Genomic DNA, 24,237 nt, shown 5'->3' on the forward strand with positions numbered 1-24,237 from the left:
CCGTTCAGAAGCCGTTGCCCATGGCCAGGGCAGCGACCGATGGCCAGTTCAGCGACAGGGCCAGTGCGACCGCCAGTCCGGCGAGACCCGCGAACAGCGCGTCATGCAGCGGATCCCAGGCCCCCATGCGCCGCGCCAGCCGCACAGCCAGCGGATAGGCAAGCAGAAAGGCCATGCCCTGCCCGATCAGTGCCCCCAGCAGGCCGGCCGTGTGCAGCCCGGCGACCAGGCAGACAATCATCAAGCCCGCCCGTGCCGCGATCAGGAAGAAATAGCGACGCGATTCCCCCGCTGCGAGGGCCGAGGGATCATATGTCAGCACGATGAGGGCTGGCATCTGCGCGCAGGCGAGCACCGTCACGACCCCGCCCGCCAGCGCATAGCGCGGGTCATACATCAGGTCGACCAGCCAGACCCCGAGACAGCCGAACAGGGTCACCAGCGCCATGAGTCCCGCCGTCACCGCAAAGCGCATCCGGCGCAGCGCGGCGAAGCTGCTGGCAGAGGCTGCGGGTGGCGTTTCGCGGTAGATCGGGATCAGGATCTTGCGCGTGACCATGCTGCCCAGCAGCAACGGGAAAGACGCCAGGAAGAAGCCGATGTTGTAGATGCCGAACACGTCCAGTGGCAGCCACTTGCCCAGCACGATCTTGTCCGCCTGGGAATAGAAAAAACCGGCGATGGTGGCGAGGAACACCCATTTTCCGAAATGCATCAATTCGCGCGCGGCCGCGCGTTCCCAGCGCAGTCGGTTCGCCTCTCCGGGCAGGAAGCGCCAGTTGACCGCGACCTCGGCGATGCCGCCGACGATGCCCGAGATCACCAGCGCCCAGACAGACCCCGTGGCCCAGGCCAGGCCGATCGCGGCAATCACGCCGACGATCTGCACCGCCATGTCGATCACCGTCACCCGGCCCAACAACAGGTGCCGGTTGGCAGTGTCCATCCGCGTCGGCTTGAACCCTGCGATCAGCAGGGTCAGCGCGGCGACGGGCAGGATCTGTGCCAGTTGCGGCTCGTCGTAGAACCAGGCCAGCGGCCAGGCCACGCCGCAGGCCACCAGCCACAGGCCGAAACCCCGCATCACCTGGATCGTCCAGGCGGTGTTCAGGAACGCAGGGTCGTCGCCGCGTCTGGATTGCAGGATCGCGGGCGTCACGCCGACATCCGAAAACTGACCCAACCCCACGAGAAAGACCATGACCAGCGCCATCAGGCCGAACGCCTCGGGAAACAGCAGCCGCGTCAGGACCAGGTTCGACGCCAGCCGGATCACCTGGGCAAAGCCGAACCCGCCCACCGTCAGCAGGACCGAGCGCAGCGCCCGCGCCGACAGCGAAGAGCCCCGCAGGCGGTCGGTCAGCGCGCTCATCGTCCCCGACTCCAGCCCTGGGCGTGGTGCCGCGTCAGCCGCGAGGCCAGCGCCACCGTCGCGTAGACGGCAAAGCCCAGGGGATCGCGCAGCGCAAGGCGCAACTTGCGCTTGACGGGAAAGGGCATCTTGTCTTCGTTCGCCATCAACGCGGGAAAGCGGCGCGCGATCTCGTCGACGCCCGCATCCTGCCGCCGCCGCACGCGGATCAGCGCGGGCAGGTCCTCGGCGATGGGCCAGTCATAGGACTGTGGCACGCCGACACGCTCTGCCGGAGTGAAACTGAGCCGCACGAACAGGTCGTCGGCGATGATGTCAGGAAAGGCGCCCCAGCGTGCGCGCCCGGCCGCGTTCACGGCGAACACGCCGCAGCCCGGCACCCCCTGCACCATGAAGGGCACCTGCCGCCAGATCCGCGCATAGGCCCGCGCGACCACGCCCCGCGCGGTGATCCTCACCCGTCCGCTGGCATAGCGTGGCGCATCGGTGTCCAGCGCATCGGCGATCCCGGCCAGAAGGTCGGGCGAGACGGTGACATCGGCATCCAGGTAGACCCGGATCGGGCCCGTCGCGGCGGCATCGCCTGCATTCAGCGCCGCCAGTTTGCCGCCCTCGGCCCGTTCGATCACGTCCAGCCGCCAGCCCCGAGCCCCGATCGCATCCGCCCGGCCGCGCGCAATGCCGGCGGTATCGTCGCGGCATCCGTTAGCCACGACCACGACCTGCACGGTCTCGCAACGCGGCCAGCGCGACGCGGCCAGCGCATCCAGACAGCGCCCGATCAGCGCCGCCTCGTTGCTTGCCGGAACGATCACGGAAACCAGCGTCATGTCCCTATCCCAAGCGCGATCCGCATGGCCGTTTCACCAGAGCCACACTCGCCGCTTTTCACAGCCGCCCCGGCGCGCTGATTTCAGTTAACTATGGCCAAAGAATGAAAACCCGGAAAACATTCTTACAGAGAGTGCCTGGAACCCCAAGCCCCGAAGGCTGTCGCTGCCGTGACTCGTCCCTTGCGGATCGGATATGTCGTCCCGCAATTCCCGGGACAGACCCATATTTTCTTCTGGCGCGAGATCCGCGCGCTGGAGTCGCTTGGCCATGAGGTGCGCGTTATCTCGACCCGCCGCCCGCCCCGCGGGCTGATCGCGCATGACTGGTCGGACATCGCGATGGAGCGGACGCATTACCTGGACGCGCTGGCGCCGGGCAAGATCCTGGGCGGCACGGCCCGCCTGCTGCCGCGCGGCCTGCTGCTGTGGATGCTGCGCGACGGGTTGTGGCGGGACGCGCCGGTATCGCTGGGTGCGGCGCAGGATCTCTATTCGCTGTCCGTCGACGAGCGGCTGGACCACATCCATGTCCACAGTTGCGGGCGCGCGGCGCTGATCGCCGCCTTTGCGCGGCAGATGGGCGGCCCGCCCTATTCGCTGACTCTGCACGGCCCGCTGTCCGATTACGGCCCCGGCCAGCGGTTCAAGTGGCGCCATGCCGCCTTTGCCACCGTCATCACCCGCAAGCTGGAAGGCGAGGTGCAGCAGGCCCTGGCCGGATCGCTGCCCGACCGGGTGATCGTGCGCCCGATGGGCGTCGACACCGACAGCCTGCGCCGCGACACGCCCTATGCCCCGCCGGAAAAGGGCCGGCCGCTGCGCATCTTCTCCTGCGGGCGGCTGAACATCGTGAAAGGCCACCAGGACCTGATGAGCGCCGTCCGGCAACTTCTGGACCAGGGCGTGGACGTGCGGCTGGAAATCGCCGGAGAGGATGATGCCGGCGGCACCGGCTATCGCGCCGAACTGGAGGCGCACCTGAAACGCCTGCACCTTCAGGATCATGTGCGCCTGCTGGGCGCGATCGACGCGGGCGCGGTCAAAGACAAGCTGGCCGAGGCGCACCTGTTCGTCCTTGCCTCGTGGCACGAACCGCTGGGCGTCGCCTACATGGAGGCGATGGCGATGGGCGTGCCGGTGATCGGCACAGAGGCAGGCGGCGTGCCCGAGCTGATCGAGGACGGGCGCACCGGCATCCTCGTGCCGCCGCAGAACCCCGCCACGCTGGCCCGCACGATCCGCGACCTTGCCGGAGACCCCGCGCGCCTGCGCCGCTATGCCGAGGCAGGGCGCGCCCATGTCGAGGCGCATTTCCGATCTGCCCTGGGCGCCGAGACTCTGGCCGAGGCCATCGCGGCCACTCGGGATTAAAGCGTGTCGGCGGGAACCGGGCTGTCGGGCTGGGCCGCGAACAGCACTTCCTCCACGGCGCGCAGCACCACCGTGCCTTGCGATCCGACGGCCCGCAGCAGCGCTCCGTCACGCTCGAATGCATAGTCGCCACGCGAGCCCGGCAGAACCGCGCGATCCGACCCCGGCCCGCCATGCAGCCGGTCGTTGCCGCCACCCGACACCAGAACGTCATCGCCAAGCCCGCCGATCAGGACATCCGCCCAGTCGGTCCCCTGTAGAGGCTGCCCCCCGCCGATGCGGACGAGCCCCTGGGCAAAGGCCCCGGCGTCGCGCAGTTCCCAGTCGTTGGGGCCCGTCGCGTTGAACGCCGCCAGTATGTCCCAGCGCGGATTCTCGTCCGCCAGGTGCCGTTTCGCGCCCCAGCTGCCCCAGCGCGTCGCGGGCGCCACGTCGACGAAAGCGGTGAACAGCGTGCCGCCAGCCTGCGCCCAGCCGCCCAGCAGGATTTCATACAGCCGGGCCATCTCGGGCGTATAGCTGAAGGCCGCAAGGAAATCGGTCAGGCGCTCGTCCTGGTTCCGCGCACCCGGCGCCACCAGGTGCGTGCCACCCTCGTACATGATCAGCCGCAGTCCCGCGCGCCGGGCGACGCCCGCGTGATAGGGAAAGACCTCTGACACCAGCCGGTTCAGGCTGCCCTCTTCCAGCGCCTGCGCCATCGGCGCGATGGCCGCGTCGAACCGGTTGGCGCGGACGTATTCGCGCAGCGCGACGCGGCGCAGGCCCGTTGCCTGCCCTGCCGCCTCTGCCACCGCCTCGGACGCGGCCAGCCAGGCATCGACCTGCGCGGCGGCCTCGTCTCCGCCCATCTCGTAGCCGAAATAGCCGGTTACGGCATAGGCGTCGAAACTGTCCTGCGGCGGGCGGCCGAGTTGCAGGAAGGCCAGCGGTGCCAGCAGGATCGACTCTTCCAGCCCCGGCCAGCCGGTCTGGGTCGCCACGACGCGCAGCAGCCGATCATCCGCCTCGGGGCCATAGACCTCGGTCCAGGTATCCATGACCTGTGCCGCGCGCAGGCCATAGAATTGCGCCCAGCCAGTGTCCGACTCGCCCCATCGCGCCTCGGCCTGCGCGGCGGCCCATTCGGCCTGCGGAAAGATCCGGTTCCATACCTCGTTGGAATATTCCACATGCGCCTTCAGCCGGGGGTTCAGCCCTGCCTTCACCGTCTCGGCGAAGCGGCGGACATAGTCGTCATCCGCCATGTGCGGCAGGGTGAACCACGGATCGGCGCCGACCGTGTTGGCCAGCTCGATCATCACTTCCAGCGGGACGCCCCAGGTCGTCCAGGTCGCGTCGGTCAGGCGGGGGCGATCCTCCCATGTCTGCACCGGAGAGCCATTGGTCATCATCCAGTCCATGAAGCGCAGCACGCGCATGTCCTGCACCGTCTCCAGCCAGAGAGGGTTGAACAGCGCCTCGACCTCGTAGAGCGGCAGGTGATCCTCGCGCACGATCCGGATGTTGCGCATCGGGTCGTCGGCCGGAATGGCCGAGATCGACACGCCCACCAGGCCCGGACCCGGTTCGTAGAAAAAGGTGGCGCGGCCCGGTTCATACCGCACCCGCTTGGCGCGGCCGGTCAGCGTGAACTCGGCCTGCCCGTCGTAAAGCATGACATAGTCGCCGCGCAGATAGGCGGCGTCCTCGGGCATGTCGGTCAGCAGGACGGATTCGAGGCGCTCGACGCCTTCGGGGATCGACACGGGCCAGCCATTTTCGTCGAGGTTGCCACCGGCGCGCAATTCCTCGGACGACACGCCACCCCAGCGGCCGGGCAGGTGCCCGACCCAATCGCGCGCGCTCTTCATCAGGTCGATGAAGGGATATTGCGTCGACCAGTCGGCCAGCCCGTTCAGACCCATGCCCAGCGCAGGCGCCCCCTCGGGCCGCATGCCGGAGGGCGGCAGCATCACCGGCTGTCGCTCGGGCAGGATCGTGACCGTTTCGGCGGGCGTCTCGGCCTCGGACGTGGCCTGGGTCGTGGCCGCGGTCTGCCGGGGCATCGCCTGCCAGATGGCCAGCGACAGTGCCCCCCACTGCGACACCACCGAGGGATGCAGCGTGGCGGGCGGGCGCCAGTCGGCGGGAGGCGGCGCGTCGAACAGGCCGACATAGGTGATCGCTGCCGCGATCAGATACAGCGTTTCTGTCCCGTGCGGCGCGTCGTCGGTGAACAGCGCCTGCGCGGGCACATTGGCCAGCAGGCCGCCCTCCTGCATCAGCACCGCCATGACCTGCGCCACCGGGATCAGCCGCACCCCCAGGCCCGGCCTTTCGACGACAAGACGGTCCAGCAGGTCGCCGTACCAGTCGTGCAGTGCCCCGGCGTTCACCGCGTGATACCGTGCGAACTCTTCCTCTGTCGGGGGGAACTGGCGCACGATCCCGTCCATCGCCGACCAGCCCTCATACAGCACGATCTCGGAACCCGGGCTTTGCGCCTGCACCCAGTCGGTCAGCCGCAACAGCGCGCCCAGCGGGCTTTCCCCCGTCGGGTTGTCGCCGTCATAAGGCCGGTCGGCGGGCTGATACTGGATGAAGTTTTCGGTCGCGATCAGGACCGTGTCGAACCCGGCTTCGCCAAAGCGGCCGCGATCCGGCGACCAGACGCCCGGCACGCCGGGAAAGGACCAGTTCGCGCGCGGCGGCAGCCCGTCGGCAAAGCCGCGCGGAAACCCCCATTGCCCGTCCAGGGCAAAGTCGCGACCTTCGGCCCGTGCCATCTGGTGCAGCCAATGTGGCACGTTGGTGTGGTCGGCCTGCTCGTCGAGATGGTTCAGCAACGAGTTGCCGAAGACGTAAAGTTTCAGCGAGTCGCGTTCGGCAAGCGCAGCACAGGGCAGCGCCAGCATGGCGAGAATGCAAAGAAGCCTGCGGATCATCGGTCTGCCCGTCGTTTTCCACGACTATGCTACAGCCGGCACGCCGAGCAAAGCGAAAGCGGGCGGATCGGTGAATTCCCGCCTTTTCATTTGTTCATCCGCGCGTATAGTGCGCGACATGACCATGATTGCCCATATCCCCGCTGTGCCGCGCGTTCACGCGCCGCTTGCGCTTGGGCTGCGTCTTCTCCTAATCCGCCTCTGAGCGCGGCCGTCACGGCGCGACCGCTCAGAGGAGGCTTGTTGCGCGCCGATACCGGACCCAAGAGAAGACAGAGAGAATTCCAATGACCGACCAGAAGACACCCGCGACCGAGGGCAAGGACCGCGTCCTCATTTTCGACACCACGCTTCGCGATGGCGAACAGTCGCCCGGCGCGACCATGACCCATGCCGAAAAGCTGGAAATCGCCGAGCTGCTCGACGACATGGGCGTCGACATCATCGAGGCGGGCTTTCCCATCGCCTCCGAGGGCGATTTCCGCGCCGTGTCCGAGATCGCCAAGCGGTCGAAGAACGCGGTGATCTGCGGCCTCGCCCGCGCGCAATTCCCCGACATCGACCGCTGCTGGGAGGCGGTGAGACACGCCGAGCGACCGCGCATCCACACCTTCATCGGCACCTCGCCGCTGCACCGCGCCATTCCGAACCTGACGATGGATCAGATGGCCGAGCGCATCGAGCAGACCGTGACGCATGCCCGCAACCTTTGCGACAACGTGCAATGGTCGCCGATGGACGCAACGCGGACCGAGTGGGATTACCTGTGCCGCGTGGTGGAAATCGCGATCAAGGCGGGCGCCACCACGATCAACATCCCCGATACGGTGGGCTACACCGCGCCGGTGGAATCCGCCGACCTGATCCGCCGCCTGATCGAGACGGTGCCGGGCGCCGATGCGGTTATCTTCGCCACCCATTGCCACAACGACCTGGGCATGGCGACGGCGAACGCGCTGGCTGCTGTCGCGGGTGGCGCGCGGCAGATCGAATGCACGATCAACGGCCTGGGCGAGCGCGCAGGAAACACCGCGCTGGAAGAGGTCGTGATGGCCCTGCGCGTGCGCGGCGACATCATGCCGTTTTACACCCAGGTCGACACGAAGAAGATCATGCACATCTCGCGCCGCGTGGCGACCGTGTCGGGCTTTCCGGTGCAGTTCAACAAGGCCATCGTGGGCAAGAACGCCTTTGCGCATGAATCCGGCATCCACCAGGACGGCATGCTCAAGAACAAGGAGACGTTCGAGATCATGCGCCCCGAGGACGTCGGCCTCTCGGGAACGTCCCTTCCGCTGGGCAAGCATTCGGGCCGCGCCGCACTGCGCGCCAAGCTGAAGGATCTCGGCGTCGAGGTGGGCGACAACCAGCTCAAGGACATCTTCGTGCGGTTCAAGGAACTGGCCGACCGCAAGAAGGAGGTCTTCGACGACGACATCCTCGCCCTTGTCACGGCCACCGCCGACGGCGAGGACCGGCTGCAACTGGTGAACCTGCGCGTGGTCTGCGGCACCGGCGGCCCCGCCACGGCCGAGCTGGAGATGGAGATCGACGGCAAGGAGGTCTCGGCCACCTGCCAGGGCGACGGCCCGGTCGACGCGACATTCAAGGCGGTTCGGATGCTGCATCCAAACAGCGCACGGCTGCAACTCTACCAGGTGCACGCCGTGACCGAGGGAACGGACGCACAGGCCACGGTGAGCGTCCGGCTGGAAGAGGACGGCATGATCGCCACCGGCCAGTCGGCGGATACAGACACGGTCGTGGCGTCTGCTCGCGCGTATGTGAACGCGCTCAACCGGCTGCTGATCCGGCGCGGCAAGACCGGCAAGGATGTCAAGGAAATCAGCTACAAGGACGTTGGCTGAGGTCACGGACAGGGCGGGGCGCAGACGGCGCCCCGCTAACCTTTCGTCAAGAACCTTTACCGTAAATTAACCTCCTTGACGCAGCGTGCCCCCAAATATCGAGGCATGCATGCGATGGCACAACGGACGGAACGGGTTCCGGCGACAGACACGCTGAATGCCGCGTGTTTCATGTCGGACATGATCACAAGCCTGTCGGGCCGCATCGAAGAGATGGTCGGCCTGGAGGAGTCGTCCTGGTTCATCGCGCAGGTGGGGCAGGATATCGGGCGCGACATCTCAAGGCGCTACAGGGACGCCGACGGCGCCCTGCCAGACGATCCCGAGGCCATCGGCGCGATCCTTTGCGACCTCAAGGCGCGGATTGGCGGGCACTTCTCTGTCGTGTCGGCCGACGCGGATGAAATCCGGCTGGTCGCCTCGCGTTGCCCGTTTGGCGAAAAGGTGCGCGGCCGGGCATCCCTGTGCATGATGACAACCCATGTCTTTGGCCGAATCGCGGCCGACGCCTGCGGCTATTCCAGCGTCCGCATCGACGAGGCGATCGCCCTTGGCGACCCAAGGTGCAGCGTCACGGTGGTTCTGCGGCGCACATCCCACGGGGCGGAGCATGAATTCTACCGCTGAGATCGCGCTCGCGGCCATCGAGGCCGCATTCCGCAACTGTCCCCGGGCGACCTACCTGGTCGATCCCGAAGGCCGGCTTCTTTGCGCAAACAAGGCGGCAGGACGGATCGCGCCAACCGAACGCGGCATGCTCCTGTCCGAAATCGCGGTCATCGAAACAGGCGCAGTGCAGTCGCTTCTTATGACGGCGACGCAATCCAGCGGGCCGGTACCGATGCGCCTGCGCATCGGGCAGCGGACTCATGCCTTTGTCGCGTGGCGCGTCGATCCCCTGCCCGGCGGTGAGACGGCGCTGGTCATGCTCAAGGCTACGCCCGCGCAGGAATTCGCCCGGCGGGCCCTGCGCGCGCAAACCGTGACTCACCGGGCCGAGCGCGAACTGAGCCTCGCCGAGGCCGAGCGTGAAAGACTGCGGGCCGAGGCGCGGCGATTGCGCGTCCTGGCCGATATCGACCGGATGACCGGCCTGCTGAACGCCTCGGCCTTTGCCGACCGCTGCCGGATCATCCTGCGCGATGGCGGCCGGGGAATCCTCGCCTTTGCCGATCTCGACCGCTTCAAGCCGGTCAATGACCGCTTCGGGCACGAGGCCGGGGATTTCGTCATCGCCACGATCGCCCGCCGCCTGAAGCAGGAGGTGCGCCAGCGCGACATGGTCGGCCGACTGGGCGGCGACGAGTTCGGGCTGTGGTTCGACCGGTTTGACGAAGGCAGGATGCCGGGCCTTGTCGCCCGCCTGACCGAGGAAATCGAGCGGCCGATCCTCTGGCAACCCGACGATGGCGGCGCAGAAATCGCGCTGCGGGTCTCGGCCTCGATCGGATGGGCCGTCGCGGGGCCCGAAACCACCAGTTACTCCGGCCTGCGCATGGCGGCGGACTCGCATATGTATTCCGTCAAGGGGCAGCGCGGCGGCCTGCGGGCCTGAGACGCGCCGTTCTTGTTGCCGCCGCGACACGCAAGCGCATGGCTCTGCCGCAATCCGGCAGGGTCCGGGCGCCGGGCGCTGTGCAATAGGGTCGGACAAGGCTATCCTGCTGGAAAACAAGGCAGGACAAGGCAGGACAGGCATGGGAACGGGCTATCGCGGCACGTTCGTCATCTCTTGGGCGCAAACCGAACTCGACGCGCGGCGCAATCCTCCGCGCGCCGCGCTGCGGCCCGGTGCACTGTGGTGCTGGCTGGGCGAGGCGCTGCGCATCGACGGCCCGGCCTCGATCCTGCCGCTGCTGGCGGAACCGGATGCGGCACGTCTTGGCGCGGCGCGCGCCCTGCGCGGCATCGCCGATGCCATCGGCCATGACGATCCCGACCAAGACGCGCCACTGTCCGAAGACCGCTTTCGCGTGACCGACGGGCAACAGGTCTTTTGCCTGACGCTGATCGACACCGGCGCGCGGCCGCTGCTGATGGTCCAGGGGGCGCTGCCGCCGCGCGACATCCCGCTGTGGGTGGTGGATACGCCGCGCCCGACCCGGGAGCGCCGCGCGGCGGCCCCGCCGCAGGCTGCGATGCCCGGCCTGGCACGGGGCACCCGGATCGCCACGCCATCGGGGCCGCGCCCGATCGAGACGCTGGAAGAAGGCGACATGGTCGCCACCCGCGACGCCGGTCCACAGCCTTTGCAATGGGTGGGCCGCAGCGTTCTGGGCGGGGCGCAGCTTTATGACCGGCCCGGCCTGCGGCCCGTCCGGATCGACACCGGCGCCTTTGGCATGGATCGCCCAGACCGCCCGCTGCTGGTCGCACCGGGTCAGCGCCTGCTGCTGCGTGGCGCTCATGCCCGCGCGCTGTTCAACTGCGACGAGGTGCTGGCCACGACCGTCGACCTGCTGGACGGTCGGCGCATCCGGCCGGATCACGGGTTGCGCGCCGTGACCTACTGGCACCTGCTGCTGCCGGATCACGCGGTGATCTTTGCCAATGGCGTCCAGACCGAAAGCCTGCACCCCGCACAGGCCGCGCTTGATGACCTTGATGCGGGCGACCGGCTGCGCCTGCGGCTATGCCTCGACCCCCGGCACTCGGGCCCTGCGGCGCGGCGCATCCTGACCACGCCGGAAACCGCGATCCTGCTGCACAAGGCGGCCTGAACGGCGCTAGTCGCGTTCCTCATCCGGCCGCACACCCCAGATCGCCGTTTTGGGCGCCCAGCCGGAATAGCCGCCTGCCGTCAGCTCGCACCAGTCGCGATTGCAGGCGCCCATGCGCGCCACCACGCCCATCGCCATGCGGGCAACCTCGGGCGCGTTGGCATCCGGCCGCATCCGCAGCGGCAGCAGATCCTGTTCCACCAGAACCGTGCGCACACCCGACAGCAGCGAGTAGTGGATCCAGCCGCCCGCCCCGTCGCGGTCGCGCACCCGGCGCCAGTGGCCGTATTCGGCGGTGATCTCCAGCGGCATGTCCCGCCGCGTGTAGATCCAGTCGATCCGGTGCGACAGAGACGGCCCGCGGCGCGCGTTCCCCTCGGCCGCCTTCAGCGACACGAAGCGCGGCAAGGGCAGGTTGGTCACCGGCCCGCGATCCTGCGCGGCGGCGGCGATACTGGCGAAAAGGGCCAGGCAAAGGCCCAGCATCCATGCCTTGGAAACCATGAATTCGTCCTGCTCGGTTCTTTTGTCCGGCGGGGTTCTTGTGCCTCGCCTGTTCCTGTCGCAGTGTAGCGCCCGACCGGACCGCCAGGGAAGATCGGGGAGCGTGGGAATGCCATCAAAACGTCTGAGTGTTGTTGTGACGCGACGCTTGCCCGATGTCGTCGAGACGCGGCTGAAGGAACTCTTCAACGTCACGCTGCGCGAGGACGACCGTCCGATGACACGCGGCGAACTGGTCGATGCGGTCGCGAGCGCCGACGTGCTGGTTCCCACGATCACCGACCAGATCGACGCGGGGCTGATCGGCCAAGCGGGCGAGCGGCTGAAGCTGATCGCCAACTACGGGGCAGGCTTTGACCATATCGACGTGGCCACCGCGCGGTCGCGCGGAATCCTGGTGTCGAACACGCCCGGCGTGGTGACAGAGGACACCGCCGACATGGTCATGGCGCTGATGCTGGGCGTGACCCGCCGCATCCAGGAAGGCCTGTCGGTGATGCAGCAAGGCAACTGGGCCGGTTACGCGCCCACCGCCTTTCTGGGCCATCGGATCGGCGGCAAGCGGCTGGGCATCCTCGGCATGGGCCGGATCGGCCAGGCGGTGGCGCGCCGCGCCGGGGCCTTCGGCATGCAGATCCACTATCACAACCGCCGCCGCCTGCGCCCCGAGACCGAAGAGGCGCTGGAAGCGACCTGGTGGGAAAGCCTCGATCAGATGGTGGCGCGGATGGACATCATCAGCGTCAACTGCCCCTCGACCCCCAGCACCTATCACCTGCTGAACGCGCGGCGGCTGAAGCTGCTGAAACCCTCGGCGGTGATCGTCAACACCTCGCGCGGCGAGGTCATCGACGAGAACGCGCTGACCCGGATGCTCAAGGCCGGCGAACTGGCGGGCGCGGGTCTCGACGTGTTCGAACACGGGACAGAGGGCAACCCGGACCTGCGCGACATGCCCAACGTGGTGATGACGCCGCATATGGGTTCGGCCACGGTCGAAGGCCGGATCGAGATGGGCGAAAAGGTCATCATCAACATCAAGACCTTCGCCGACGGCCACCGCCCGCCGGACCAGGTTCTGCCCTCGATGCTCTGACGGCGCGGCATTGGACAAGGCGCCCCTTGCGGGATAAAGGCTTGGCGAAACCGACAGGCCACCCATGACCCAGACCCCTTCCGACATCGCCCGCGCCGTGCTGACGACCGAGGCAGACGCCCTGCGCCGCCTGCATGACGAGTTGCCGGCCTGTTTCGATGCAGTCGTTGCGCTTCTTCTGGGGATCGACGGGCGGGTGATCGTCTCGGGCATGGGCAAATCGGGCCACGTGGCGAACAAGATCGCGGCGACCCTGGCCAGCACCGGCACTCCCGCCCAGGCCGTCCATCCCGGCGAGGCAAGCCACGGCGACCTTGGCATGATCACCCGCAAGGATGCGGTCATTCTGATCTCGAATTCCGGAGAAACCCGGGAACTGGCCGACATCATCGGTCACTGCGTCCGCTTCGCGATTCCGCTGGTTGCGATCACGCGAAAACCCGACTCGACGCTGGGCCGCGCCGCGCAGCACGTGCTGACCCTGCCCGACGCGCCCGAAGCCTGCGCCATCGGCATGGCGCCCACCACCTCGACCACGCTGACCATGGCGCTGGGCGATGCGCTGGCCGTGGCGATGATGACCAAGCGCGGCTTTGACAAGCGGGCCTATGGCGAGTTGCATCCGGGCGGTACGCTGGGCGCGCAGTTGCTGCATGTCTCGGCGGTGATGCACAAGGGCAAGGAACTGCCGCTGGTCTCGGCCGAGACGCCCATGCCCGAGGTGCTGCTGGAAATGAGCCGCAAGGGCTTTGGCGTGGCAGCGGTCGCGACAGGCGGGCGCCTGGCTGGTATCATCACCGACGGCGACCTGCGCCGCAACATGGACGGGCTGATGGCGCGCAACGCGGGCGAGGTCGCCACGCGAACGCCGCTGGTCACCCGCCCCGACACCCTGCTGACGGAGGCGCTGGGACTGATGAACATGCGCAAGCTGACCGTGCTGCCCGTGGTCGACGGCGAACACCGCCTTGTCGGACTGCTGCACATCCATGACGCGCTGCGGGTGGGCGCGGCATGAAAAGCGTGATCTTCATCCCCGCCCGCTATACCTCGAGCCGCTATCCCGGCAAGCCGCTGGTCGACCTGCGCGGTGCGACCGGCGTGTCGAAACCGCTGATCCAGCGTTCGTGGGAGGCCGCCTGCGCCGTGCAAGGCGTCGACTCCGTGCATGTGCTGACCGACGACGACCGCATCGCCGAGGCCGCGCGCGGCTTTGGCGCCAGTGTGCTGATGACCTCGGACAAGGCGCGCAACGGCACCGAGCGCTGCGCCGAAGGCGTCGCGCAACTGGCCGAGGAACCGGATGTGGTGGTGAACCTGCAAGGCGACGCGCCGCTGACCCCGCCCTGGTTCGTCGAGGCGCTGATCGCCGCCATGGCCGACCCCGCCGTGCAGATGGCCACTCCCGTCCTGCTCTGTGATGCCGAAACGCTGGCCAACTTCGTGCATGACCGCCGCGAGGGCCGCGTCGGCGGCACCACGGCGGTGATGCGCGGCGACGGCACCGCGATCTATTTCTCGAAAGAGGTGCTGCCCTATGTCGGCTCGCTGCAAGACCCGCCCGAGGTCTGGCACCATGTCGGCTGCTACGCCTACCGGCCCGACGCGCTGCGGCGCTACGCGGCATGGGACGAGGGGCCGCTGGAACGCGCCGAGGGGTTGGAACAACTGCGCTTCCTGGAAAACGGCGTGCCGGTGACCTGCGTCCCGGTCGAGGCACCCGGCCGCGTCTTCTGGGAATTGAACAACCCCGTGGACGTGGAGCGCATCGAAGCGGTCCTGAAAAAGGAGGGCATCGCATGAATTCCGTCACCCTGGGCAAGCTGACCATTGCCAATGACCAACCCTTTGCGCTGATCGCAGGCCCCTGCCAGCTGGAAAGCCTCGATCACGCCCGCATGCTGGCCGAGCGGATCGCTCAGGCGGCCGAGAGCGCCCGCACCGGCTGGATCTTCAAGGCCAGCTACGACAAGGCCAACCGGTCTTCGCTCAAGGGCAAGCGCGGGCTGGGCATGGACGAGGGGCTGCGCATCCTGCAAGCCATCCGCGAGGAATTCGGCGTGCCGGTGCTGACCGACGTGCACGGACCGGAACAATGCGCCCCGGTGGCCGAGGTGGTGGACGTGTTGCAAATCCCCGCCTTTCTCTGTCGCCAGACCGACCTGCTGCTGGCCGCCGGCGAGACCGGCCGCGCCATTAACGTCAAGAAGGGTCAGTTCCTGGCGCCCTGGGACATGGCGAATGTCGCCGACAAGATCGCCAGCACCGGCAACGATCGCATCATGCTCTGCGAGCGTGGCACCTCCTTTGGCTACAACACGCTGGTCAGCGATTTCCGCTCGTTGCCCATCATGGCGCGCACCGGCTGGCCGGTGGTCTTCGACGCGACCCATTCGGTGCAGCAGCCGGGCGGACAGGGCACGTCCTCGGGCGGGCAGCGCGAATTCGTCGAGCCGCTGGCCCGCGCGGCCCTGGCGGTGGGCTGCGCGGCGGTCTTCATCGAGACGCACGAATCCCCCGACACCGCACCCAGCGACGGGCCCAACATGGTGCCGGTGGATGACCTTCCACGCCTGCTGCAAGGGCTGCGCGCGATCGACGACCTGACAAAGGCGGGCTGATCCCGGTTTCTTCTGGCCTCAAGTATCCCGGAGGAGTCGCTTAGCGACGGTGGCAGAAACCCTGCTGCTAGCCCAGACGCGCGTGCAACCGCTCCAGGTATTCCGCGACCAGCGCCACGGCGAGATCCGTGCTGTCGGCCTCGGCATAGCATCGAAACTCGGGCGCATTGCCCGAAGCGCGCAGATGCAGGATCTCGCCCCCGGCGAAGGTCACGCGCAGCCCGTCGGTCAGGTCCAGCGCGGTCTCTGCCGGCATGGTCTCGAAGAAGGCGGCGCGCGCCTCGGCGCTGCCCGCCATCCCGGCGATGAAGGATGCGGCCGTTTCCGGCGCGATGCCTTGCAGGCGGTCGGCGGCGGTGAAGCGTGGCGGCAGGCCCGCCACTAGATCGGCCAAGGGCAGGCCGCGAGTCTGCGCCTCGGCCAGCGGCGCCAGCATCGGCAGCAGGCAGTCGCGCGTCAGCAGGGGCGCCATGCCCCGCGCCTCGAAGCCCAGCAGGAAACCGCCATTCGGCTCGTAGCCCACGACGCGGGCAGAGGGGGTCTCGGCCAGCACCGCCTCCATGGCCGCGATGACATAGGGCGATCCGATGCGCGTCCGGATCACCCGTCCGAACAGCCCGTCGACCTGCGTATTGGACGACACCGGCGTGCAGATCACCTCGGCGCCCAGCGCCTGAGCGGTCAGAGCGCCCAGCACGTCACCCGGCACCAGCCGCCCGGAGGCATCGGACAGCATCGGGCGGTCGGCATCGCCATCGGTCGAGATCACGGCATCCAGTCCATGCTCGGCGCACCACGCGGCCAGCATGGCGCGGGTTTCGGGGTCGACCGCCTCGGTATCGACCGGGATGAAGATGTCGGAGCGGGCCAGCGCCACAGGCTCGGCGCCCAGAGCGGCCACCACCTCGGCCATCACGTCCCGCGCGACGGAACTGTGCTGGTAGACGCCGATGCGCAGACCCGCCAGCGCCCCTGGACCAAAACCCTGGACATACCGGGCCGCGTAGGCGCCCGATGCATCCAGCGTGCGGCGCCCCGGCCCGGCAATGTCCGAAGGCTCGGTGCCCAGGCTTGCCAGGATCGCGCCCTCGTGTGCCTTGGTGATCTCGCCCTCGGGCGTGTAGAATTTGAGCCCGTTGCGGTCAGCGGGAATATGGCTGCCGGTGATCATCACGGCCCCGGCGCCAGCCTGCATCGCCGCCAGCGCCAACGCGGGCGTCGGCAAGACGCCGCAATCGGTGACGGCCACGCCCTCGGCCTCGGCCACGCCCATCACCGTCGCGGCGATCCCGGGCGACGAGGGGCGCAGATCCTGGCCAACGAACAGGCCGGACCCCACCGGGCAGGATCGTTGGAAGGCGCGGACGTGATCCGCCACCAGATCGGGCGTCAGTTCTACCACAAGGCCGCGCAGGCCGCTCGTGCCGAATTTCGGTGCCATGTCATGCCCTCCTTTACCGCAGGGCTATAGCCCAGCCTGCCCCATGTGCAAACGGGCAAAGGCCCAGGCCGCGGCATCATGGGTGATCGCCAGCGTGCCGTCGCGCAGGAATTCGTCCAGTGCCACGGGGTCATGCAGTTCGAGGGCCATTTCCTCATGATCGCCGGCAGAGGGCGGCTGCACGGCGCGGCAACCCCGGACAAGAAAGTAATGCCCGGTGCAGCCCTTCTGGTTGCCGTTGTCGGTGAAACGGCCCAGCGGCATGATCTCCGTCCCGGCATATCCCGCCTCTTCCAGCAACTCGCGGGCGGCGGCGTCCCGAGGCGTCTCTCCCGGGTCGATGAAGCCGCCCGGAAAGGTCAGGCAGACGCGCCCCGGCCCATGCTTGTAGGCGCGCAGGATCAGCACGCGACCATCCTCGGTGATCGGCACGGTCAGCGAGAAAGGCCGCAGGTGGACCTGGTAGAAATCCTCGATCACGCCGCCATCGGGCAGCGCGATGCGCTGTTTCGACACTTGCACGAAGGGCTCGGCGTCAAATACGATCTCGGACCCCAGGATCTTCCACGGCTGCATGTGTGGCTCAGTAGAACAGGAAGTCGGAGGCGTCGATCAGGCTGGCGTCGATCCCTTCGAGCATGACCGCACACTTGTAGGAACTGGCCGCCCACATGCTGCCCGAGACATACTCCATCCCGATCAGCGTGCCGGAAGCTGTCTGGAGGATGGTCAGGTCCTCTTCCATCGCGCCCGCGATCACCAGCGTGTCGATCCCGTCCTCGAAATCGGTGACAGTGTCGCGGTCGGGCCTGCGGTCGAAGCGGAAGTTGAACATGTCCGCCCCCGCGCCGCCGGTCAGCACGTCGTTTCCGTCCTTGCCATAAAGATCGTCGTCGCCATCGCCGCCGACCAGTGTGTCGCGGCCATCGTCGCCGTAAAGCCGGTCGTTGCCCGTGCCGCCCTCGACGTAGTCGTTGTTGTTGCCGCCGCGCAGCGTGTCGTCGCCATCACCGCCCATGATGCTGTCAGATCCGTTGCCCGAGAGGATGCTGTCGGCCTCGCCGCCGCCGTCGATCGTGTCGTTACCGCTGCTGCCGTAGATCAGGTCGCGCCCGCCGCCAGCCACGACGAAATCAGAGCCGCTGCCGGCCCAGATCACGTTGTCGCCGCCGCCATCCGTGATCGTATCGTCGCCCGACCCGCCCCAGATCGTGTCGTTGCCCCAACCGCCCTCGACGCTGTCGGAACCGCTGCCGCCATAGAGGCGGTCGTCGCCGTTGCCGCCATCGAGCGTATCGTTTCCGGAACTGCCATAGAGCGTGTCGTTGTCGTTGCCGCCATGCAGGCTGTCGTCATCGTTGCCCCCCGTCATCCAGTCGGCGCCATGCCCACCCAGAACGGTGTCGTTGCCGCCCGAGCCGTGCAGCGTGTCGTTGCCGGCGCCGCCCGAGATGACGTCGTCGCCATCGCCGCCCGCCGACAGGTCGTCTCCGTCCCCGGCGGCTACCGTGTCATTGCCAGCGCCGCTGTAGATCGTGTCGTTGCCCGCGCCGCCGGTCACGTCGTCATTGCCGTCGCCTGTGGTGACGCGGTCATTGCCGTCGCCTGCGCTCACAGTGTCGTCGCCGGTGCCCGCATCGATCCGGTCATGCCCGGCATCGCCCGTCAGCAGGTCATTGCCAGCCCCCCCAGTCACCCAGTCGTCGCCGTCTCCGCCCCGCACCACGTCGTCGCCATGACCACCCGACAGGCGATCGGCGCCGAGATGACCGATGATCGTGTCGTTGCCCGCGCCGCCCGAGGCCCAGTCCGTTCCCTCGCCCGCGTCGAGAAAGTCGTTGCCGTCGCCGCCGGACATGCGCTCGTCGCCGTCGCCGCCGGTGATGCTGTCGTCGCCCTCGCCGCCGTTCAGCCAGTCATTGCCCAGCCCGCCGACGATGGTGTCGTTGCCGTCGCCACCGTCAGCCCGGTCGTCGCCGTCTCCCGCCGACAGCATGTCATGCCCGCGCCCGCCGGCCAGGACATCGTCGCCGCCGCCCGCGTAGAGCGTGTCATGCCCGTCGCCCCCGGCCATACGGTCCCGGTCGCCGCCGCCGACGATCAGGTCGTCGCCAGACTGGCCATAGAGCAGGCCCATCCCATCGCCACCGAGGATGACGTCGGCACCGGTGCCGCCGTTGATCTTGTCGATCCCGCCCCAGCCCTTGAGCGTGTCGTTGCCCTCGAGGCCGTTGATGTATTCCTCGCCGTCGGTGCCCTCGATGAAATCGGCATCGTCGGTGCCGTCGATCGCCGTTGGCGACCACGTATCGGGGATTCTGGTGGACATTTCGGACTCCATGAGGCGGGCGTATTGCCCCAGACGTTGCTGCTTCAGGCGCCCGGCAGAATTTGGGCGCGATTAGGGTTAATTCGGGATCAAGGTGCCCAGAGAAGTGTCTGGTTGCCCCCCAGTTTCGAGAAGGAGAGCGGCCTGCGTGGCGCGGCAAGGGACTCGGCCAAGGGGTCGGCGGTCAGTGCGATGTAGGGTTCCAGCCAGGCCAGCTGGAAATCCTGCAGCTTGTCGTCGGACCCGTCGAAAAAGCTTTGTGTCTCGCCCGACAGCGCGGCGCTGGCGGCGCCGGTTTCGAGGTCGCCCAGCGCAAAGCGCGCGACCCGTTCCAACGCGCCACCACAGCGGTCGCGCACCGACAGGCCCTGACGTTCCAGCAGTAGCGCGGTGGCGGAAATGGGCGCCAGCGCGTGCAACTGGTAGTGCAACGCCAGCCGCCCGCGCGCCATTTCCTGCGGCAGCGCACCTTCGGTATCGGCTGTGCACAGGATGTAGACAGTCGACCACGCCGCCCAGCCGCGCATCACAGGATCGTTCAGCATGTCGGCCGTGGCAGCGGCGGCCATCGCGGCCCAGGCGCGCAGGTTACCCTGCGCCGCGCCATCGGGCGCCCCCTCCCAGAAGGTCATCTGCTCTTCGACCCGCCGGCCCAGCCAGACGCGGGTCAGGTCGAGCCCCTGGTAATCCGTGGTGTGCGGAATGGCGGCCCGCGCCACGACAGCCGCCGCGGCCAGGCGCGAGCCGATGGTCAGCCGCACGGTTTCGGACCGCTGGTCGGCCAGTGCATCGGCCCGGGCCCAATGCGCCAGATGCCCGATCAGGCAATCCGCATGGGCGCGCCGGGCGTCGCCCTCGGCCTTCAGCATCGCCTCTGCCCGGTCGGCCTGAAGGCGCAGGAAATCGTCCAGCGGGTCCAGCGCGGCGACCGCCTCGGCCTCGGCCTGCTTGTCGAGGGTCGAGCGCGTGGGATCGTCCGCCTGGTATCGGCTGTCGAAGTCCAGTTTCAACACCGGGTCGACGGGTGCCGGGCAATCCTGCGCCCAGGCGGGCGCGGAAAGCGTGCCCAACAAGGCCATTGCAGCAAGGCGCATCATTGGCCTCCAGTGACAGAGATCAGTGCCGCCATCTCGTTCGCGCGGGGGTTTCCGGCGGTGCGCGCCCGTTGCAGCCAGCCCATCGCCTCTGTCGGATCGCGCAGCGTGCCGATGCCAAAGCCCAGCGCAAAGGCCAGTTCGACCATCGACTCGTCCTGTCCGGCCTCGGCGGCACTGCGCAGCCAGCGCAGGCTTTCGGCCAGGTCCGCCTGCCCGCGCGCCTCGCGCCGCAGCAGCATCCCGTATTCATGCGCTGCCAGCGGATCGCCCGCCCGCGCCGCATGGCCATAGACTGCGCGCATGTCGATGCGCGCCGCGACGGCGGAGCGGATCGCATCGTCGGCCTTGCGATAGCCGGTCAGAACCCAGGGCGCGGTGGCGATGCCGGGGCGGGCCAGCGCATCCAGCAAGTGCCCTGCGGCGGCCTCGGCGTCGTAAGAGGGCAGATCCGGGTCGGCGGTCAGGCGGAACAGGCGTTCCAGTGCCGACGCGTCGCCATCCGCCAGAAGCCGCGCCTGAACCTCGGCAGCGCCCGGCGCGGCGCCGTTGCGATACAGGCGCATCTGGTCGTCGGAGAGGCGCAGCTTGGACAGAACGTGCCCACCCTCGAATTCCAACGCGATGCGACGCCAGTGCCACGACCCCTGCGGATCGCCGCGCAGGGCATAGGCCTCGCCCAGTTCGTCGGCGTCCTTGGTGCCGCAATTCATCAGGCTCACAGCGCGGTCGATGTAATCGTCCACCCGGTCGGCGGGCAGGAAGGGGATGGCAAAGACCAGCGCCAGGAAATCGCCGCGCGCCTCGATCACGTCGCGGAACTCCTGGTAGACGGCTTCGGCGCTGGCGCGATAGTCGCCGGGTAGCAGCGACGCCGCCAGCAGGCGCGATTTGAGCCGGATCGCCGCGCCCTCGCCCCGGTTGCCCGCCATGGTCAGCAGGCGCAGGATCTCGTCCGCCACCTGCGGGTCGCGGGCGTTGTCCTCGATCAGCGCGATGGCCAGGTCCAGCGCCGTGGTCACGCCGTTGTTCAGGTGCACCCGACGGAAGAACTCCACCGCCAGCGCCCGTTCGGCGGGCGAGGCGGCCAGTTCGAATTCCAGCTCGGCAAAGACCTCGAGGGCCTGGTCGGAGCGTTCCAGCCGCCCGGCCCAGAGTTGCAGCGCCGTGTCCGAGGACAGCGGACTGGAATGCACACGCTGCGCCTGCTGTGCCAGCGGGGCCGATCGGCCGGCCAGCGCCTGCGACTGGATCGCCGCGATGGTTTCGGGGTCCTTGAACGGGTCCAGCGCCACAAGGTCCGTGGCCGAAATCGTCACCGGCGCATTCCCCGCAGCACGCAGGTTCACCGCCCAGAGATCGGCCTGCCCCAGCAGCGGTGCCTCGTTCAACTGGCAGCGATAAAGGGTATCCAACCGCTCCATCGACGAGGTCATGCCAAAGCGCGAGACAGTCTCCTGCAGCAGGTTTTCCGCCCGCATTGCCTGGCGCGGATCGTCGCGGTAGCGCACCAGCATGCCAGCCAGTACCTGCATTCCTTCGGGGTCGCCGCGCCGCGCGGCCTCTTCATACAGCGGCAGCGCCTCGGCCTCGCCGGCCCAGCGGCCACGGCGGACCAGCACCTCGCGCGCCAGTTCGCGGAACACAAGGCCCGGCGCCGTCGGCATCACCGCAAGTTCGCGCAGGTAATCCATGTAAAACCCATCGTCGGCGGGCTTCATCCCGTCGACATTCACGACCAGGTCCAGCCATGGGATCAGCGAGTTCCGGCTGCGGCGATCATCCTGGTTGAAATTGTAGCCCAGCATCGTCTGCAATTCGTCGGCAGTCACGACCCCGGCAGAGATCAGGCGCCCGAACTGGCCCGCATCCAGCGACAGGCCCAGCTCGGCCGCGCGTTCGAGGTAGCGGCGCAGCTCGGCATTGTCCTTGCGGTCGGCCTCGGCGTTCAGGTGGTATTCCACCACGCGCCACGCGGCCTCGGCCCCGCCCATGTCAGCAGCGAATCGACGCCAGGCCAGCGCTGTAGCCGGGTTTCGTTGCACGATCTCGCCCTTGAGGTATTCCTGCGCGATCTGCTCGGCGCGGCCACACAGCGCGGGCGACATTTCCCCAAGGATGCCGCCAAAGGCCATGGTCACAGTCAGGTCGAGCGGCGCGTCCCAGCCCTCCAGCAGGTCGCCACGGGTCTGCATCCGCGCGATCTCCAGCAACGCGCGGGCATTGCCGCCATAGGCCGCCTCGCGGATCAGGTCCTGGGCAAAGGCCACGTCGGGCGCGACCCCGATGCCGTTCATGTAGAACTGCGCCAGCTCCATCCGCTGGTTGTTGGTCATCTCGCCCGCCTGCGCGCGCAGTTGCGGCACCAGCGCGCGGGCGGTCAGATCGTCCAGCCGCGCGGCAGAGAGGTGCAGCGCGATGCGGGCCAGCGTCTCGTCGATCCCGGCAAAGCCCTCTTCCAGCCCGGCCAGCCGGGTGATGAGCGCGTTGACAAAGTCGAAATGGCGGTCGGCATCCTCGGCCATCAGGGTGCGGATGTCCCGGTGCAGAAAGCGGATGCGGTCCTCGTCGGTCAGTTCCCCAACGCCGCCCTCGGCTTTTGTATCGTCGGCGCGGGTGCGTTGATCTGAGGGCATGCAGATATCGGACTGGCCCATGTTGGGCGGCAGGAAATCCAGCGCCAGGGGTTCGGCCCCCGCAGCCATCGGCAGGGCGATCAGGGCGGCCAGCGTCGCGGCACGGATCATTGCAGCGCCTCCTCGGGACAGGCCATCAGGCGGGGTTGCGGGCCCAGGGGCGCGTCGGTCTCGACCTCGACCCTCGGCGGCAGCGCGCCCAACCCGTCGAGCGGCAGAAAGAACCGACCCGAGCGCGGCGCATCCCGGCCGCGATGGATCGACCGGCTGCGCACCATGTCGGCGCCAGCCGGAAAGTGGAACCAGGCCGCGCCGGGCGACAGGCTGTCGGCATCCAGCATCAGCGTGTAGCGCCCGCCCGGTTGCAGGCTGCTCAGGTCCGCCATCAGGCGCTGGCCGCCGATCCCCGCCGCGACCGGCAGCGCGATGCGGCAGGTGTCGGCGGCGGCGGCGATCAGTTCGCGCAGTGGCTGGTCGCCGCGCTGGCCCAGCGACTGCCAGACCGGGTTTTCCCAGACGATATAGGCGGGCCGGTCGCGGGCAAAGTCGCGGCTGGTCAGATAGGCGGTCATCGCCTCCAGCGCGTTGCCACCCGGCACCGTGATCATCTGCGCCGGCAGTCCGAGCGCCTCTTGCAGGAACCCGGCAAGGTTCAGTTCCGCCGCACCGGTCATGTCAGAGCCGATCACGACCACGCGCGCGCCGGGGCCGGGTTGCGGCGCGCCCGGCGCCAGCGAGGATACAGAAACAATTGCGCGAACCGGCGGCAGTTCTGCCCTGCATTGCTGTTGCAGGCGAAAGCGCATGACAGAGGGCAGGTCCTGTTCCGCCCCGGTCAACGTGACAAAGCGTGTCTTGGGCAGTGCGCCAAAACCGGGAGTCTGCGCGATCCGTTCCGCAGCCGCCATCGCCAGCGCGCGCTGGCCGTCCGGGTTCGGGCGCGGATCGGGACCGAAGAACACCGGCGCCGCCTGCCCGGCCTGACGCAGTGCTCGACGGCCATCGACCACGGCGATCCCTGCGGCGCGCATGGCCTCCAACATCCCGTCATGCACCGTCGCGGCCAGTTCGGGGTCGAAACCCAGGTCGGCGGCGACGGGAGGCAGATGCTGCGGCGCGGCCAGGGCCTTGGTCGGCATGGGCAGGAAAATCAGCCGGGTTCCCCCGGCTTCAAGCACCTCGGACAGGCGGGCCAGCCGGGCGATCATCTCGTCCGGTATGCGGTGATTCGTCATCAGGTCGGGGTCGATGCGATAGAACTGACCCGCCTCGCCCTCGACACTGGGCAGGGCGCCACCTGCAAGGTCGCGGCAGCCGTATCCGGTGTCCTGCGCCCGCGCGCCGCCGGCGCACAGCGCGGCCAGTGCCAGGACGGCGCCTGTCAGCCTGTATGCCCGCATTGCCCTGCCCGCCATGGGAGCCCCC

19 protein-coding genes are annotated in these 24,237 nt (G+C 68.3%); 9 read left to right on the top strand and 10 right to left on the bottom strand.

What is annotated here, in order from left to right:
* Nucleotides 1-4 precede the first annotated feature (4 nt).
* Entirely contained in the window at nucleotides 5-1,372 is a 1,368-nt protein-coding gene (locus KB874_RS04550; RefSeq protein WP_212535374.1) for an oligosaccharide flippase family protein, read from the bottom strand.
* Nucleotides 1,369-2,202: a glycosyltransferase family 2 protein gene (locus KB874_RS04555; RefSeq protein WP_212535375.1), complete on the bottom strand. Its 834-nt coding sequence runs from the start codon at nucleotides 2,200-2,202 to the stop codon at nucleotides 1,369-1,371. Before KB874_RS04555 ends, KB874_RS04550 begins: the two co-directional genes overlap by 4 nt.
* 171 nt (nucleotides 2,203-2,373) lie before the next feature.
* Here KB874_RS04555 and epsE point away from each other — a divergent pair, with 171 nt between their 5' ends.
* Nucleotides 2,374-3,576 (top strand): exopolysaccharide biosynthesis GT4 family glycosyltransferase EpsE, encoded by a 1,203-nt coding sequence (gene epsE / locus KB874_RS04560; protein ID WP_346346506.1) that lies wholly within the window; start codon nucleotides 2,374-2,376, stop codon nucleotides 3,574-3,576.
* Here epsE and KB874_RS04565 read toward each other — a convergent pair.
* Nucleotides 3,573-6,503: a calcium-binding protein gene (locus tag KB874_RS04565; protein ID WP_212535376.1), complete on the bottom strand. Its 2,931-nt coding sequence runs from the start codon at nucleotides 6,501-6,503 to the stop codon at nucleotides 3,573-3,575. The two genes, epsE and KB874_RS04565, sit on opposite strands and share 4 nt — an antisense overlap.
* A 287-nt stretch (nucleotides 6,504-6,790) precedes the next feature.
* Between KB874_RS04565 and KB874_RS04570 the strand changes: the two genes are divergently transcribed.
* From KB874_RS04570 to KB874_RS04585, 4 genes are all read left to right on the top strand, one after another.
* Nucleotides 6,791-8,371 carry a 2-isopropylmalate synthase gene (locus KB874_RS04570; protein WP_212535377.1) on the top strand — a complete coding sequence of 527 codons (1,581 nt, stop codon included), beginning with the start codon at nucleotides 6,791-6,793 and terminating at the stop codon, nucleotides 8,369-8,371.
* Nucleotides 8,372-8,485: 114 nt separating this feature from the next.
* Nucleotides 8,486-8,998 carry a methanogen output domain 1-containing protein gene (locus KB874_RS04575; protein WP_212535378.1) on the top strand — a complete coding sequence of 171 codons (513 nt, stop codon included), beginning with the start codon at nucleotides 8,486-8,488 and terminating at the stop codon, nucleotides 8,996-8,998.
* Nucleotides 8,982-9,926: a GGDEF domain-containing protein gene (locus tag KB874_RS04580; protein WP_212535379.1), complete on the top strand. Its 945-nt coding sequence runs from the start codon at nucleotides 8,982-8,984 to the stop codon at nucleotides 9,924-9,926. Before KB874_RS04575 ends, KB874_RS04580 begins: the two co-directional genes overlap by 17 nt.
* 142 nt (nucleotides 9,927-10,068) lie before the next feature.
* Nucleotides 10,069-11,091 (top strand): Hint domain-containing protein, encoded by a 1,023-nt coding sequence (locus KB874_RS04585; RefSeq protein WP_212535380.1) that lies wholly within the window; start codon nucleotides 10,069-10,071, stop codon nucleotides 11,089-11,091.
* A 6-nt stretch (nucleotides 11,092-11,097) separates the two neighbouring features.
* Here KB874_RS04585 and KB874_RS04590 read toward each other — a convergent pair whose 3' ends face one another.
* Entirely contained in the window at nucleotides 11,098-11,595 is a 498-nt protein-coding gene (locus KB874_RS04590) for an SH3 domain-containing protein (RefSeq protein ID WP_212535381.1), read from the bottom strand.
* A gap of 109 nt (nucleotides 11,596-11,704) precedes the next feature.
* Here KB874_RS04590 and KB874_RS04595 point away from each other — a divergent pair, with 109 nt between their 5' ends.
* The 4 genes from KB874_RS04595 to kdsA all read left to right on the top strand — a co-directional run bounded on the left by KB874_RS04595 (nucleotide 11,705) and on the right by kdsA (nucleotide 15,312).
* Nucleotides 11,705-12,691: a 2-hydroxyacid dehydrogenase gene (locus KB874_RS04595; RefSeq protein ID WP_212535382.1), complete on the top strand. Its 987-nt coding sequence runs from the start codon at nucleotides 11,705-11,707 to the stop codon at nucleotides 12,689-12,691.
* 64 nt (nucleotides 12,692-12,755) lie between these two features.
* Nucleotides 12,756-13,709 carry a KpsF/GutQ family sugar-phosphate isomerase gene (locus KB874_RS04600; RefSeq protein WP_212535383.1) on the top strand — a complete coding sequence of 318 codons (954 nt, stop codon included), beginning with the start codon at nucleotides 12,756-12,758 and terminating at the stop codon, nucleotides 13,707-13,709.
* Entirely contained in the window at nucleotides 13,706-14,494 is a 789-nt protein-coding gene (locus KB874_RS04605) for a 3-deoxy-manno-octulosonate cytidylyltransferase (RefSeq protein ID WP_212535384.1), read from the top strand. Before KB874_RS04600 ends, KB874_RS04605 begins: the two co-directional genes overlap by 4 nt.
* Entirely contained in the window at nucleotides 14,491-15,312 is an 822-nt protein-coding gene (gene kdsA, locus KB874_RS04610; RefSeq protein WP_212535385.1) for a 3-deoxy-8-phosphooctulonate synthase, read from the top strand. Before KB874_RS04605 ends, kdsA begins: the two co-directional genes overlap by 4 nt.
* Nucleotides 15,313-15,379: 67 nt before the next feature.
* Here kdsA and KB874_RS04615 read toward each other — a convergent pair whose 3' ends face one another.
* From KB874_RS04615 to KB874_RS04640, 6 genes are all read right to left on the bottom strand, one after another.
* Complete coding sequence (locus KB874_RS04615; RefSeq protein WP_212535386.1) at nucleotides 15,380-16,753, bottom strand: phosphomannomutase; 1,374 nt, start codon at nucleotides 16,751-16,753, stop codon at nucleotides 15,380-15,382.
* Nucleotides 16,754-16,777: 24 nt separating this feature from the next.
* Nucleotides 16,778-17,329, bottom strand: a complete 552-nt coding sequence (locus tag KB874_RS04620; RefSeq protein WP_212535387.1) for an NUDIX domain-containing protein — start codon at nucleotides 17,327-17,329, stop codon at nucleotides 16,778-16,780.
* A gap of 7 nt (nucleotides 17,330-17,336) precedes the next feature.
* Complete coding sequence (locus KB874_RS04625) at nucleotides 17,337-19,082, bottom strand: calcium-binding protein (RefSeq protein ID WP_212535388.1); 1,746 nt, start codon at nucleotides 19,080-19,082, stop codon at nucleotides 17,337-17,339.
* An 89-nt stretch (nucleotides 19,083-19,171) separates the two neighbouring features.
* Nucleotides 19,172-20,176: an alginate lyase family protein gene (locus tag KB874_RS04630; protein WP_212535389.1), complete on the bottom strand. Its 1,005-nt coding sequence runs from the start codon at nucleotides 20,174-20,176 to the stop codon at nucleotides 19,172-19,174.
* Nucleotides 20,176-22,923: a tetratricopeptide repeat protein gene (locus tag KB874_RS04635; RefSeq protein WP_212535390.1), complete on the bottom strand. Its 2,748-nt coding sequence runs from the start codon at nucleotides 22,921-22,923 to the stop codon at nucleotides 20,176-20,178. Before KB874_RS04635 ends, KB874_RS04630 begins: the two co-directional genes overlap by 1 nt.
* Nucleotides 22,920-24,227, bottom strand: a complete 1,308-nt coding sequence (locus KB874_RS04640; protein ID WP_212535391.1) for an alginate O-acetyltransferase AlgX-related protein — start codon at nucleotides 24,225-24,227, stop codon at nucleotides 22,920-22,922. The genes KB874_RS04635 and KB874_RS04640 overlap by 4 nt, the downstream gene beginning before the upstream one ends.
* Nucleotides 24,228-24,237 lie beyond the last annotated feature (10 nt).

This window comes from Thetidibacter halocola (genome assembly GCF_018224955.1).
Lineage (GTDB): Bacteria > Pseudomonadota > Alphaproteobacteria > Rhodobacterales > Rhodobacteraceae > Thetidibacter > Thetidibacter halocola.